General features: G+C 59.4%; 12 protein-coding genes. 1 reads left to right on the top strand and 11 read right to left on the bottom strand.

The annotated features are described in order from the left end of the window. Positions 1–19 precede the first annotated feature (19 nt). Complete coding sequence (locus CAL20_RS04080; protein ID WP_094819801.1) at positions 20–994, top strand: Bug family tripartite tricarboxylate transporter substrate binding protein; 975 nt, start codon at positions 20–22, stop codon at positions 992–994. Between the two features lie 26 nt (positions 995–1,020). Here CAL20_RS04080 and CAL20_RS04075 read toward each other — a convergent pair whose 3' ends face one another. The 11 genes from CAL20_RS04075 to CAL20_RS04025 all read right to left on the bottom strand — a co-directional run bounded on the left by CAL20_RS04075 (position 1,021) and on the right by CAL20_RS04025 (position 14,333). Continuing rightward, positions 1,021–1,965, bottom strand: coding sequence for a Bug family tripartite tricarboxylate transporter substrate binding protein (locus tag CAL20_RS04075; RefSeq protein ID WP_094819904.1), 945 nt, complete (start codon positions 1,963–1,965; stop codon positions 1,021–1,023). A gap of 101 nt (positions 1,966–2,066) precedes the next feature. Further along, a complete protein-coding gene (gene nadC, locus CAL20_RS04070; protein ID WP_094837237.1) occupies positions 2,067–2,930 on the bottom strand; it encodes a carboxylating nicotinate-nucleotide diphosphorylase in 864 nt (287 codons plus the stop codon). A gap of 127 nt (positions 2,931–3,057) precedes the next feature. Then, on the bottom strand, positions 3,058–4,020 hold the full coding sequence (locus tag CAL20_RS04065; protein ID WP_094819799.1) for an NUDIX hydrolase: 963 nt from the start codon (positions 4,018–4,020) through the stop codon (positions 3,058–3,060). Positions 4,021–4,266: 246 nt separating this feature from the next. After that, positions 4,267–5,832 (bottom strand): SpoVR family protein, encoded by a 1,566-nt coding sequence (locus CAL20_RS04060; RefSeq protein ID WP_094837236.1) that lies wholly within the window; start codon positions 5,830–5,832, stop codon positions 4,267–4,269. Then, positions 5,829–7,094: a YeaH/YhbH family protein gene (locus CAL20_RS04055; RefSeq protein WP_094837235.1), complete on the bottom strand. Its 1,266-nt coding sequence runs from the start codon at positions 7,092–7,094 to the stop codon at positions 5,829–5,831. Before CAL20_RS04055 ends, CAL20_RS04060 begins: the two co-directional genes overlap by 4 nt. A gap of 12 nt (positions 7,095–7,106) precedes the next feature. Then, entirely contained in the window at positions 7,107–9,032 is a 1,926-nt protein-coding gene (locus CAL20_RS04050; protein ID WP_176456436.1) for a PrkA family serine protein kinase, read from the bottom strand. 390 nt (positions 9,033–9,422) lie between these two features. Then, the gene (locus CAL20_RS04045) at positions 9,423–10,043 is read right to left on the bottom strand and encodes a riboflavin synthase (protein WP_094819795.1); all 621 of its coding nucleotides are present in this window, start codon (positions 10,041–10,043) and stop codon (positions 9,423–9,425) included. Between the two features lie 66 nt (positions 10,044–10,109). After that, positions 10,110–11,282, bottom strand: coding sequence for a bifunctional diaminohydroxyphosphoribosylaminopyrimidine deaminase/5-amino-6-(5-phosphoribosylamino)uracil reductase RibD (gene ribD, locus CAL20_RS04040; protein ID WP_256981336.1), 1,173 nt, complete (start codon positions 11,280–11,282; stop codon positions 10,110–10,112). A gap of 146 nt (positions 11,283–11,428) precedes the next feature. Beyond that, entirely contained in the window at positions 11,429–11,908 is a 480-nt protein-coding gene (gene nrdR / locus CAL20_RS04035; protein ID WP_094819793.1) for a transcriptional regulator NrdR, read from the bottom strand. Positions 11,909–12,103: 195 nt separating this feature from the next. Beyond that, positions 12,104–13,351, bottom strand: a complete 1,248-nt coding sequence (gene glyA / locus CAL20_RS04030; protein ID WP_094819792.1) for a serine hydroxymethyltransferase — start codon at positions 13,349–13,351, stop codon at positions 12,104–12,106. 325 nt (positions 13,352–13,676) lie between these two features. Then, positions 13,677–14,333 (bottom strand): YbhB/YbcL family Raf kinase inhibitor-like protein, encoded by a 657-nt coding sequence (locus CAL20_RS04025; protein ID WP_094819791.1) that lies wholly within the window; start codon positions 14,331–14,333, stop codon positions 13,677–13,679. Between the last annotated feature and the right edge of the window lie 28 nt (positions 14,334–14,361).

Here is a 14,361-nt window from a genome sequence, read left to right as displayed (position 1 = left end):
ATCAGCAAGGGGAAATACCATGTCCACACTAAAAAAATATCTGGCCGGGGTTTTTACGGCCTGCACGGCTGCGCTGTCGGCGCCATCGCTGGCCAGCACATTTCCAGATAAACCTGTGACCATCGTGGTGCCTTATGCCTCTGGCGGCAGCAATGACCTGATCGCCCGCGTCGTCGGCGCAGGCATGGGCGACCAGTTAGGCCAAAGCGTCGTCATCGTGAATGCACCGGGCGCCAGTGGCGTCATCGGTGCAAACCGCGTGGTCAACGCCGACGCGGACGGCTACACGATTCTGCTCGGCTCGCCGAGCGAGATCTCGATTGCCAGCCAGATCAATCCGCATGTGAAATACGATGGCCAACGCGACTTGGCACCCATCGGACAGATCGGCGCGCAACCCCTGGCCTTGGTCGCCGCACCCAACCTCGGCGTCAAGACGGTGGCAGAGTTTCTCGCGCGCACCAAAACCGAAGAATTCCGTTACGGCACCTCCGGCATCGGCACCCCACTGCACCTGGCTGGCGAACTGATCGCCAAAGAAAGCGGAGGCAAGATGTTCCACGTGCCGTACAAAGGCGGCGCACCGGCCCTGGCGGACATCGTAGGTGGCCAAATCGAAGGCGGCGTGCTCGTATTTTCGACTGCCCTGCCCCATATCCGCTCGGGCGCACTGCAAGGCATCGGCGTGACTTCGGCCACCCGCACGAAGGCCGCCCCGGACGTGCCCGCCTTGGCAGAAACGCCCGAACTGGCAGGCGTGGACGTCGTCTTGTGGTTTGGCCTGTGGGCGCCTGCCAAAACAGATCCTGCTGTCGTCGCCACATTGAGCAACGCACTCAATAAAGCGTTGAGCATGCCCGACGTCTCCGAAAAGCTGGAAGCTGCCGGCATCACCGTGTCGTACAAAGACGCTGCAGCCTTTAAAGCCTACATCGCTGACGAGACCGTCAAATTCGGCAAGATCGCCACCGACGCCAAAGTCGTGCTGGAATAACAGCCGCATAGCGGGCGGATCAGCAGCTAATCCGCCCGCAGTCCGATCCGCTGCGTCAGCGACGCAAACCGGTCAATATCCTGGCCAATCAGCGACTGAAACTCTACCGAGGTGCTGGTCGTCGGGTTGAATCCCAACTGCAGCAAATCGCGCCGGACGTCGGGTTGTTTCATGATCTGCGCGACGGTGCGATTCAATTTCGCGAGAATGTCTTTAGGCGTTTGCGCCGGGGCCAACAGCCCATGCCATTGATCCAGCTCGTATCCGGGCATGCCCTGCTCTGCCACGGTCGGCACGTCCGCCATCAGCGTCGAGCGCTGCGGCGAGGTCACTGCCAACGCTCGTAATTTGCCGGCCTGCAGAAATGGCGATGCGCTGGACGCTGTCACGATGCCCATGGGGACTTGGCCCGTCAGCACGTCTGTCAACGCAGGACCGCAGCCACGATACGGCACATGTTGCACGGGTAAATGCGCGTTGGCGGTCAACATTTCTCCGGCGAGATGTTGTGGGGTGCCATTGCCGCAAGAAGCAAATGGCAGTATCGCACCGGGTTTGCGGCCGGCATCCATCCAATCGGTGAGCGTGCGATAGGGGGAATCCTGCGGCACGATCAATACAGAGGGCACAAACGCCACATTGATTACGGCCTGGAAATCGCCTTTGGGATCAAAGCCGAGATTCCCGTATACCCCTGGGTTGATGGCAAACGAACTATTGACCATCAACAAGGTGTAGCCGTCAGGCGCAGCGTCTGCTACGGCGCGCGCGCCGATATTGCCGCTCGCCCCCGGCCGGTTCTCCACCACCACAGCCTGTCCCAGGCGTTCCTGCATCAAGGCGCCCAGCTTGCGGGCCAACAAGTCTGTTCCTCCTCCAGGAGGAAACGTCACAATGATCGTGATGGGCCGATTGGGAAAACTCTGTGCCGCGGTGCGAGTCTCGGATCCCGCTGCGGACAGCAGGCCCATTCCCCCCAACGCCGCCCCCAATCCAACCAGCGCAGACATCGTCAACATCGCAGCGCGCCGCGAAAGGTTGAAACGCGTTTTCATCGATTGCTCCGGTGCCTCTAGCTATCCAGCCCGATATCCAATACCCGCGCGCTGTGGGTCAACCATCCGATGGCCATCAGATCCACACCCGTGGCGGCCAGCGCAGGCGCCGTCTCGGGCGTAATGCGGCCGGAGGCCTCGGTGATCGCACGGCCGTCCACCATACGCACGGCCTCGCGCAACATGTCGGGTCCCATGTTGTCGAGCAACACGACTTCCACACCCAGGTCGAGCGCAGTGCGCAATTGCTCCAGCGTGTCGACCTCCAACTCGATCTTGACCAGATGCCCGATCGCCGCACGCGCGCGTTCGACGGCCTGGCGTACGCCACCGGCGATGGCGATGTGGTTGTCCTTGATCAATACGGCATCGTCCAGGCCGAACCGGTGATTGCTGCCACCGCCGACACGGACGGCGTATTTCTGTACGGCGCGCAGACCCGGCATGGTCTTGCGCGTGCATGTCACACGCGCGCGATATTCGCGGATGGAATGCACGATCGATGCGGTGGCCGATGCCACGCCGCTCAGATGGCACAGGAAATTCAACGCCACGCGTTCCCCTGTCAGCATGCCGCGCGCCGGTCCGCGGATGAGCGCGATTTCTGCGCCGGGCGCGAGCGTCGCGCCATCAGCCAGGCGAGGCTGAAACTCAATGCGCGGATCGACCAATTCGAATGCGATGCGTGCCAGATCCAGACCCGCGAGCACGCCGTCTTGTCGAGCGACCAGGCGGGTTTCTGCCATGGCGTCCGCTGGCACGATCGCATCGGTGGTGATGTCACCGGCACGTCCCAGGTCCTCGACGAGCGCGTTACGCACTAAGGGCTCCAGCAACACGGCTGGCAACGGCGGGACAGCAAGAGTATTAGATATGCTCATTTTGAGTATTTCAGAAGCCAAAAAAAGCGCCCATCGGGCATCACGCATTTATGCTAGTTTTGAGCATAAATGACTGTCAAGCACTTTTTGTTGTGCGGCGCGACAAAGCGTTGCGCGAATAAAGCGGTCAGGCCTGACGCGACAGCGGCAATTTGCTGCCGGCGATAGCGCGCTCGGCCAGCAAATCACGCCGGAATCGGAATAGCTTGGCCGGCCTGCCTGCTCCCGCGGCCGACATGCCGCCGGTTTCCTCGACCAGGTTTTGCTGTTCAATCAAGCGACGGAAATTCTGTTTGTGCAAATCCCGCCCGGCCAGCGCCTCGACGGTCTGCTGCAATTGCAGCAGGGTGAATTCGGCTGGCAACAGCTCGAAAACCACCGGCCGATATTTGATCTTGGCACGCAGGCGCGCAATCCCGGTCGCCAGGATGCGGCGATGGTCCGTGCGCATCGGATCACCTGGCACCGCATCCCGCTCGGCCGAAGGGGTATGCCGCGTCGCCTCAGGCACGAGCCCAGCTTCGTACATGAGCTCGTAACGCTGCAGCACCATGTCTTCGTTCCACGGCGCATCGTCCAGACCAAAAACCACGGCCAAGCGTTGCGCACGCAGCGCACGCAAACCAGCGTCTCGCGTATCGGCGACCCACTGACGCAGCCGCGGCACGATCGACTCGGTCAATACAGCGGGCTCGGCACCGCGACGGTCTTCCCAAGGGAAATAGCGGTACCAGTCCTGCCACACCGCCTCTGTGCCGCCGGTTGCATCGCCTTCCCGGGTCAAACAGAGGTAGCTGATCGAAATCGCGCGTGGACCAGACTCGTCAAACCGATCGTGATCGGCAAAGGTGTACAACTGCTCGACGTAGCCCAGCGGATGGTGGGTCTGGGTTTCTACCCATGCCCGCATCCCTGCCTGTAAAGACCGATGCCCGGGCTGAAACGCTCCCGAAGGCAAGCCGTCGTATTTCGTGCGTGCCCCGTTGGCGGCGTCATGGGTGCGAACCAGCACACGCGGCTCACCCTTGGTCACTGCCACGAGGACGGCGACCAGTTCGGCAGACACGAAATTTTCGGCGGAATCGGGCAATAGCGGCTCCAGAATGCAAAGCAAACCATGACGGGCAAAAGGTAGTCCCACAGCCTGACACACGCTTCAGGTTGTAGGCTGCTCTGAATTATAGGGGGTCACTATGTGTGGCAGATGACGATTGATACGATGGCGCCGCAGACGCCAGCAAACCGTCACTTGCATGTAGAAGTCGCATGCGCAAATGTGTCGCCCGCGCCTACGCTGGGTGGCATAGAAAACAGCGACGCAGCGAGCCACGCTCAGCTAGATACCTTCGCGATACGGCGCAGTCGGGTTGACCTCGCGGTATGAGCTTACCGTCCCATCAGCCTCGGTTTCTTCCAGCCGGACTTTAAAGCCCCATAAGCGGCCCAGGTGCTTCATGACCTGATCGGCATCTTCGGCCGCTAATGGCCGGCCTCGCGTGCGCAAGTGCCGCAGCACCAACGAACGATCCGACTCGCGGCGATAACGTACGATCTGGATGTCCGGCACCTGATTGTCCCGGTTGTGCTGCTCGGCCAGGAGTTTACGAATGTGGCGATAGCCCTCGTCGTCATGAATCGCGGCGACCTCCAGCACAGGGTTGGCCTCGTGGTCAGCGATCGCGAAAAAGCGGAACTCACGGATGAGGCGCGGCGACAGGTATTGCGAGATAAACGACTCGTCCTTGAAATTGCGCATTGCAAAATCCAGCGTCTTGATCCAGTCGCTGCCTGCGATATCAGGGAACCACTTTCGGTCCTCTTCCGTGGGTGATTCGCAGATACGGCGGATGTCCTGCATCATGGCAAACCCCAGCGCATAGGGATTGATGCCGCCGTAGCCTCGCTCGTCAAAACCGCGTTGGCTGACGACATTGGTATGGCTCTGCAGGAACTCCATCATGAAGCCATCGGTCACCAGGCCTTTTTCGTGCAGGCGATTCAGGATGGTGTAGTGCCAGAACGTGGCCCAGCCTTCGTTCATGACCTTGGTCTGCCCTTGCGGGTAGAAATACTGCGCGATCTTGCGCACGATGCGCACCAGTTCTTTCTGCCAGGGCTCCAGTTTCGGCGAATGCTTCTCGATGAAATACAGCAGGTTTTCCTCGGGCTCTGGAGGAAAGACGACGCGCTGCTTTTCCGAGGCCGCGTCGGCTTCGACACGCGGCAAGGTGCGCCATAGATCGTTGTATTGCAGCCGGGCGTGTTCGGCCCGCTCGGCCTGGCGTTGGGCTTCTTCTTTGTACGACATAGGGGTGGGACGCTTGTAGCGGTCTACACCGTGAGGCGTCAGGGCATGACAAGAGTCCAGCAAAGACTCCACCGCATCGATACCGTAGCGGCTTTCGCAGTCCATGACGTATTTACGCGCAAAGACCAGGTAATCCAGAATGCTGTCGGCGTCCGTCCACTGACGGAACAGATAGTTGCCTTTGAAAAACGAGTTGTGCCCGTAGCAGGCATGGGCGATCACCAGGGCCTGCATGGCCATGGTGTTTTCTTCCATCAGATAGGCAATGCAGGGGTTGGAGTTAATGACGATCTCATACGCCAGCCCTTGCATCCCGCGGCGATAGAACTGCTCGTTGCGGATGAATTCCTTGCCATAGGACCAGTGTGGATAGCCGATGGGCAGGCCCGCTGACGCATAGGCGTCCAGCATCTGCTCAGAGGTAATCACCTCGATCTGGTTCGGGTAGGTGTCCAGACCGAATTCTTCGGCCACCTCGGCGATGGCTTCGTCATAACGCTGGATGAGTTCGAAGGTCCATTCGGAGTCTTCGGAAATGGGCCGAGCCCCTTGCAGGGCCTCCAGCTCGGCACGAGAGCCAGTCAGTGCGTTCATGATGTTACGGGCTCCTTCTTGAACAGATCATGAAACACGGGATAGATCTCTCCGCGTTCGCAGATCCGGCGCATCACAAAATGCGGCGCCGTTTTTTGTTCGTATTCGGCCCACAGGCTGCTCTTGCGGGCCTCTGGCGAATCCGGGACCTCGATGTACGCGAAATAGCGCGTGGCGGGCAACAGATTTTCAGCCAGATAACGCGCGCTTTTACCGGCGTCGGCGCCAAATGAATCGCCATCGCTGGCCTGCGCCGCATAGACGTTCCAGGCGCTGGGCGGGTAGCGTTTCTGCACGATCTCGTTCATCAGCTCCAGGGCCGACAACACGATGGTGCCGCCGCTCTTGGGATCGTAGAAAAAGGTCTGCTCGTCGACTTCCTCGGCATTGTCGGTGTGACGGATGAACACCACATCCACATGCTCGTATTTACGCGAAAGGAACAAGTACAGCAGCGTAAAGAAGCGTTTAGCGAGATCTTTCTTGCCTTCGTCCATCGAGCCGGAGACGTCCATCAGACAGAACATCACGGCGCGCGCCATCGGCATGGAGACAGAAATACGGTTGCGATAGCGCAGATCCAGATCGTCGAGAAACGGGACATTGTCCAGGTGCTGCTGGCAATCTTCGACCTCTTGGCGCAAGGCGTCTATCTCAGCTTGCGGAGCACCCTTCGCGATCGCAGCATCCAGTTTGGCCTGTGCAGCCTCCAACGCGGCACGCGCAGCGACGGTCAATGCGACGCGTCGCGATAACGAGGCCTTGAGCGTGCGGCTGACGCTCAAGAGGCTCGGCGAGCCCGTGGTCGTATACCCCGCGCGCTGCCATTTCTTTTGCTCTACGTCGCCCAGCTGGGTACGTATCAGGTGCGGCAGCTCCAGGTCCTCGAAGAACAGGTTCAGGAATTCGGCGCGAGACAGGCTGAAGGTGAATTGATCTACCGATTCACCTTCGCCGGGCTCAGACCCGCCTTGTCCCTGCCCGCCCTGCGGACGCTGGAACGTATCGCCTTTGACGAACTCGCGGTTGCCAGGATGCACCAGCTCGCGATCGCCACCCTGGCCGTGCCTGAAATGCGGCTCGGAGATATCGCGAGTGGGCAGGTTGATTTCCCCACCCTGGTCCATGTCTTCGATGGACCGCTCGCGCACCATATCCTGCACGGCCTTGCGGATCTGGTCTTTGTATCGCCTGAGAAAGCGTTCCCGATTGACCGCGCTTTTATTGCGGCCATTCAGACGCCGGTCGATCAGTGAATTCATGATTCACCTCGCTCAGGATGACTTCCTCACTCTCAAATACCACTCGCACAGCAAGCGGACCTGCTTCTCGGTGTAGCCCTTGTCCACCATACGATCGACAAAGCTCTGATGCTTGGATTTGTCTTCCGCGGAAGCTTTCGCGTTGAAAGAGATCACCGGCAACAGGTCTTCGGTATTCGAGAACATTTTCTTCTCGATCACTTCGCGCAGTTTTTCGTAGCTGGTCCAGGTCGGATTGCGGCCAGCGTTATTGGCACGGGCGCGCAATACAAAGTTCACGATTTCGTTGCGGAAGTCCTTGGGGTTGGCAATACCCGCAGGTTTTTCGATTTTCTCGAGCTCGTCGTTCAACGCGCTGCGGTCAAAGCTCTCGCCCGTCTCGGGATCGCGGAATTCCTCGTCCTGGATCCAGCAATCGGCAAAAGTTACATAGCGGTCGAAAATGTTTTGCCCGTACTCGGAATAGGACTCCAGATAAGCGGTCTGGATTTCCTTGCCGATGAATTCCGCATAGCGCGGGGCGAGGTAGCCCTTGATGAAATCCAGATAACGGCGGCGGATTTCCTCGGGGTAGTCCTCGCGGCCGATGCGCTGCTCCAGCACGTACATCAGGTGCACAGGGTTCGCGGCCACCTCGGTCTGGTCGTGGTTGAACACGCTGGACAGTATCTTGTAGGCAAAACGGGTCGATACCCCGGTCATGCCTTCGTCGGTACCGGCGTACTCTTTGTATTCCTGCAACGCCTTGGCTTTGGGATCGACGTCTTTCAGCGATTCGCCGTCATAGACCCGCAGCTTGGAATAGATGCTGGAATTTTCCGGCTCTTTCAGACGCGTCAACACCGAGAACTGCGCCATCATATCCAGCGTGCCCGGGGCGCATGGCGCCTTGGACAGCGAACTATTGCGCAGGAGCTTGTTGTAGATCTCGATTTCTTCGGTGACTTGCAGGCAGTACGGCACCTTGACGATATAGATACGGTCAAGGAAGGCCTCGTTGTGCTTGTTGTTGCGGAAGGTCTGCCATTCGGATTCGTTCGAGTGCGCCAGGATCAGGCCATTGAACGGAATGGCGGAGAACCCTTCGGTGCCCTTGAAGTTGCCTTCTTGCGTCGCCGTCAGCAAGGGGTGCAGCATCTTGATGGGCGCCTTGAACATCTCGACGAATTCGAGCAGGCCCTGGTTGGCCAGGCACAAGCCGCCGGAGTAGCTGTAGGCGTCGGGATCGTCCTGCGAGTGGCGATCGAGTTTGCGGATATCGACCTTGCCGACCAGCGAGGAAATATCCTGGTTGTTTTCGTCGCCGGGCTCGGTTTTCGCAATCGCCACTTGGCGCAATACTGACGGGTTCAGGCGCACCACGCGAAACTTCGAGATGTCGCCATCGAACTCCTTCAAGCGTTTGACTGCCCACGGCGACATGATGCCGCTGAGATAGCGGCGGGGAATGCCGTATTCTTTTTCAAGCGTATCGCCGAACCGGTCGGGATGAAACAGACCCAGGGGCGACTCGTTGATGGGCGAGCCTTTCAGCGCGTAGATGGGATAAGCCTCCATCAGCACTTTTAACCGTTCTGCAATGGAGGATTTACCGCCGCCGACCGGCCCCAGCAAGTACAGGATCTGCTTGCGTTCCTCGAGCCCTTGAGCCGCGTGCTTGAAGAAAGCCACGATTTGATCGATGACGTCTTCCAGACCGAAAAACTCTTTAAAAGCGGGATAGCGCCGCACCACTCGGTTGGAAAACAACCGGGACAAGCGCGGATCATTGCGCGTATCGATGAGTTCCGGCTCCCCTATCGCCGCCAACATGCGTTCTGCGGGACTGGCATATGCCATGGGATCACTTCTGACCAGATCGAGATATTCCTCGAGGGAAAGCTCGGTTTCCTGGTCTTGCGCATACAGCGACTTGAAGCCTTCGACGATGTTTTGCACGGAGAACCTCCTACAGCTCATGGTCGGTTAACGAGTCCGTCATCCCATTGTGTTCCTCATTTTCGAATGTCGCTAGACTTTCTCGTAATGGGATTATGCACATCATCTTGATATGTTGCTTTCGGCACACACCATAGATTGGGTTAACGAGCCTGTGTTACGTTAGGCTATAGCATCCAGGAACAAGTTCCGCGAATCAAGCAAAGAATCATCAAAATCGTGTGAAAGCTGGTAATGCACGTTTCAGTGCATATCAGAGACGCAAACTCACGCCGCGACTGCACAAGCAGCGCGCATTAGGCGCACGAATGGTGCGCAACAGCAGCCGAAAAAAGCGCGCCCAGGCACGCCGGGTGCTGATTTGCTTTCGCGAGATAGCATCCGCAAGAATCAGACCGAAGGACTGACGCTGAGCATGCGTTCGACGTAGCGTGCAATCGTATCGACTTCTAGATTGACGCGATCGCCAGCGGCGACGTTGCGCAAGGTAGTGACGGATTGCGTGTGTGGAATGATGTTGATGCTGATGTCACATCCGCCTACAACATCCGTGACACGGTTTACCGTCAGGCTGATGCCGTTGACGGTGATGGAGCCTTTGTACGCCAAAAATCGCGCCAGATGCTCGGGCACGCGAATCACGAGTTCGCGGGATTCCCCTACTGCCTCAAAACGCAGGACTTCGCCCATGCCATCGACATGGCCGGACACGAGATGGCCGCCAATTTGATCGCCGACTCGCAGTGATTTTTCGAGATTGACCTCGCCCACGCGATCCAATCCCGTGGTCAGATTCAAGCTTTCACGCGACACATCGACCTGAAATCCACCCGCCTGCAGTGCGATCACCGTCATGCAGGCGCCCTGCACCGCGATGGAATCGCCAAGGCGCACGTCGTTCAAATCGAGCTCGCCCGCGTCTATCGTCAGGCGTACGCCGCCCTGCTGAGTCTCTGCCAGCGGCTCTAGATGCGTAATACGGCCAACTGCCGCGACCAGACCGGTAAACATAGAATGGATTTCCTTTAGCCGTTAAATGTGGGGCATTGCCCTTTTAATCATTGCCATGCGAGCGCCCTAGTCCTGACGGCACATGATCGCATGATGCAGAGCCTGCCAGCGGGCAGCATCTCGCGCACGCAGCCGCAGATCTGCGCCGAGGCGAAGCGTATCCGTGAACTCGAACCGGCGGGCATGTTCCAGATGCTCGATCAGCGGCAAACGCAGCATGGCGGCAGCATCCCCGAGCAAGACGGGCGCTAAATAGACCAGCAACTCGTCCACGCAACCGGCCGACAATAACGCGCCGCCCAGGCCCGCACCGGCTTCGACATGGACCTCGTTGATGTCGTGGCTGCCCAGCCAGCGCATCATCGCGGGCAGATCGACGCGATGCGTATCACCCTCGGGCAAGGTGACGACACGGACATTCCTGTCGGCCAGACGAGCCGCTTTGTCGGAATTCGCTGCCCGCGGATCTGCCGTAAAAATCAGGGTTTCTACGCCATCGGCGTTTGCGCTGTCGAACAGCAGAGCGTCTTCAGGGACCTCAAAACGCCCGTCCACGACCGCCCGGCGCGGCGCTCGCGTCGTCGGCACCGCGCGCACGTTCAAACGCGGATTATCTTTGAGCATAGTGCCCATGCCGGTCAGCACCACGCAACTGCGCGCACGCCAAGCGTGGCCATCAGCACGCGCAGCTTCGCCGGTGATCCATTGCGACGCGCCGTTATGCAGCGCGCTGCGACCATCGAGCGACGCCGCCATTTTGACCCAGGCCCACGGCGTGCCCCGGCTCATGCGGGCGATAAATCCGGCATTGATTTCCAGCGCCTCGTCGGCACAGATTCCGGTCGTCACAGCAATCCCCGCGGCCCGCAACCGCGCGAGGCCTTGACCATTGACTTGGGGATTAGGGTCGCCCATGGCCACCACCACGCGGGCAGGCTGTGCGGCCGCAATGGCATCTGCGCATGGCGGTGTACGCCCGAAATGGCTGCAGGGCTCGAGGGTCACGTACATGGTGGCGCCTTGCACCGATTCGCCACGGGCAGCGGCGTCGCGCAACGCGCAGACTTCGGCATGAGGGCCACCAGGCGGCTGAGTCGCGCCTTCGCCCACGATGCGGCCATCTCGCACGATGACGCACCCTACCCTCGGATTGGGGGTGGTGGAAGTCATCACGCTGCGCGCCAGCGCCAAAGCCTGGCGCATCCAGGTGATATCGTCGGAATCGGTTGTAGCAGTCACGTGTGCGATTGTATGCGCCGTGTTCCCAATTCACATGAAAGCCCACGACGACCTCATGTGTGCAAGCGAATTGACGGCCGCTCGCGTCCCGCCGTCACCAAAAATCGGGCATCCGCCCCAGCACGGCCACGAACCGCGAACGGGTGCTATTTGCGGCGTAGTTTGCCCGGCAGCATGGGCCCCTGCATCTCGCGAATCGCCTCGACAAACTCGCCGATGTCCTCGAAATTCTTGTACACCGAGGCAAAACGGACGTAGGCGACTTTATCGAGCTTTTTAAGCTCGACCATGACCAGTTCGCCAATGCGCTCAGTCGACACCTCGCGTTGGCCACTGGCCAGGAGGGTTTCTTCAATGCGAGCGACAACGCTGTCGACCTCGTCGGTGCTGACGGGACGTTTGCGCAGGGACAGGGACAGGCTGCCGCGCAGCTTGGCCGGATCGTATTCGCTGCGGCTGCCATTGCGCTTGACTACCGACGGCATGGCCAACTCGATGCGTTCGTAGGTGGTGAAACGCTTGTCACAGGACAGGCAGCGGCGACGGCGGCGAATCGTATCGCCCTCTTCGGATACCCGGCTATCCACTACCTGGGTATCGACATTGCCGCAAAACGGGCATTTCATGATGCGCCCCCCAGTCCATTTCAGTCGCCGTATTGTAAATGTTGCGGGCGCATGACGCGCCAGCGTGGCAAATATACGGCAGACGCGGGTGTGAGCCGGGGAATTTACCGCTGTCCGCCTGGGCGGACGGGCGAGTAGGCAGCTTCAATCAGACCATCATGCGCAGGCGCCTGAACAAGCGCCTGCGTTGATGATTTAACGGCCGTAGACGGGCAGGCGAGCCGTCAACTCGTTCACGCGAGCGCGCACGGCAGCGATGTTGGCCTCGTCACGCGGGTTATCCAGTACATCAGCGATCAGGTTCGCCGTGAGCTCGGCGTCGGCTTCGGTAAAACCACGCGTGGTCATGGCCGGGGTGCCCAGGCGAATACCGCTAGTCACGAAAGGCTTTTCCGGATCGTTGGGGATGGCGTTCTTGTTGACGGTGATGTGGGCCTGGCCCAACACGGCCTCGGCTTCTTTGCCGGTAATGCCTTTGGGACGCAGGTCGACCAGCATGACGTGGCTTTCGGTGCGGCCGGACACGATGCGCAGGCCACGCTTGACCAGCGTTTCAGCCAGCACTTTGGCGTTCTTGGCGACCTGTTCGGCGTACTGTTTGAACTCAGGCGAGAGAGCTTCTTTGAAAGCCACGGCCTTGGCGGCGATGACATGCATCAGCGGGCCACCCTGGATGCCGGGGAAAATCGCCGAGTTGATGATCTTTTCGTACTCGGCCTTCATCATGATGACGCCGCCACGCGGGCCACGCAGGGATTTGTGCGTGGTGGAGGTCACGAAATCGGCATGCGGGAACGGGTTGGGGTACACGCCGCCGGCGACCAGGCCAGCATAGTGGGCGATGTCGACCATCAGGAGCGCGCCGTTCTCGTGCGCGATGCGTGCCATACGTTCGAAATCGATGCGCAGTGCATAGGCCGATGCACCAGCGACGATCAGCTTGGGCTTGTGTTCTTTGGCGAGCTTTTCGACTTGTTCGTAGTCCAGCACTTCGTTGGCATCCAGGCCGTACGAAATGAAGTTGTAGAGCTTGCCAGACGCGTTGACAGAGGCGCCGTGGGTCAAGTGACCGCCTTCGGCCAGGCTCATGCCCAACACGGTGTCGCCCGGCTTGAGCACGGCCATGTAGACGCCCTGATTGGCCTGGGAGCCCGAGTTGGGCTGCACGTTGGCTGCCTCGGCGCCGAAGATCTGCTTCAGGCGGTCAATGGCCAGTTGCTCGACGATGTCGACATATTCGCAGCCGCCGTAGTAGCGCTTGCCCGGATAGCCTTCCGCGTATTTATTGGTCAACTGCGTGCCCTGGGCCTCCATGACGGCAGGGCTGGCATAGTTTTCCGAGGCGATCAGCTCGATGTGCTGTTCCTGGCGGACGTCTTCTTTCTGGATGGCGGCCCAGACGTCGGGGTCTACCTGGGACAAGGTGCGGTTACGGTCGAACATGGGGGGTTCCTGAGGCGTAGATAGGGGGAACGGGGTAATGGATGACCGTTAGTTTACCGCGATGGGTCCGCAGCGTTTGGGGCTAGGACCTTGAAATTGCGGAAATTTCGCTGAGAAGACCGCCAAAAGCGAGGAACGCGCGGACAACTTGCAGATCGCCTCAAGTTGAGCATGAGGGGATTTCATGTAATTTGGAGCCGTCGTCCTCCTCAGTGCCGACGCCCCCCAAGCACGAACCCCGTCCCAGCATCGACGTCCCACTGACAAAAATTCGCCCCTCAGCGACAACCGCTGAAGGGCGAATCTATCGACACTCCACACAGTGTCAGGTAGCAGCAGTGCTACCGATTTGCTTAGGCGCCAGATCCGGATTCAGAGAATAGACGCCAGTCAGGCTATCCTGGGCCAGGATATGGCCCTGCATCGCCTTCAGCACATCGTTGCCATTGAAGTGCCCATGCACGTCCAGTTTGGGAACATCCAGGGCGTACAGCGTAAAGATATAGCGATGCAGCAACTCATCGTTCCACGGCGGGCATGGGCCGTCGTAGCCGAAATAGTCCCCACTCATATCGCGATCGGCAGCGAACCATGACGTGTAATCGTTGATCCCTTGGCGAGCCTCGTTAGGAGCCAGGGGGCCTCCCTTGCCGCGCGGAGTGATGCCGCTGGAAAAGGAGCCTTCTTCGATTTCACGCAGCTCGGGATCCAGATCGATCAAGACCCAGTGAAAGAAATCCACGCGGGGCAAGCTCGCCGGCACGGTACGCCCTTCTTGGTTGACATCGTCGGGCTTTGAAGGGACATCCGGATCATGGCAGATCAGGGCAAACGAACGCGTGCCGTCCGGGACCTCACCCCAGGAAAACTGGGGATTGAAGTTGTCCGCGAGGATGACGTGCGACTGGGCGTCGATCTTGCCGAAAGCGTAGCGGTCGGGCATCGATTCGTTATCGGAAAAAGATAGACTCGAAAGTTTCATGTCGTACTCCTGCGAGGCAGTAGGCGCT

Origin of the sequence: Bordetella genomosp. 4, from assembly GCF_002261185.1 — a bacterium.
Lineage (GTDB): Bacteria > Pseudomonadota > Gammaproteobacteria > Burkholderiales > Burkholderiaceae_B > Bordetella_A.
This window is presented reverse-complemented; position numbering and strand designations above follow the sequence as displayed.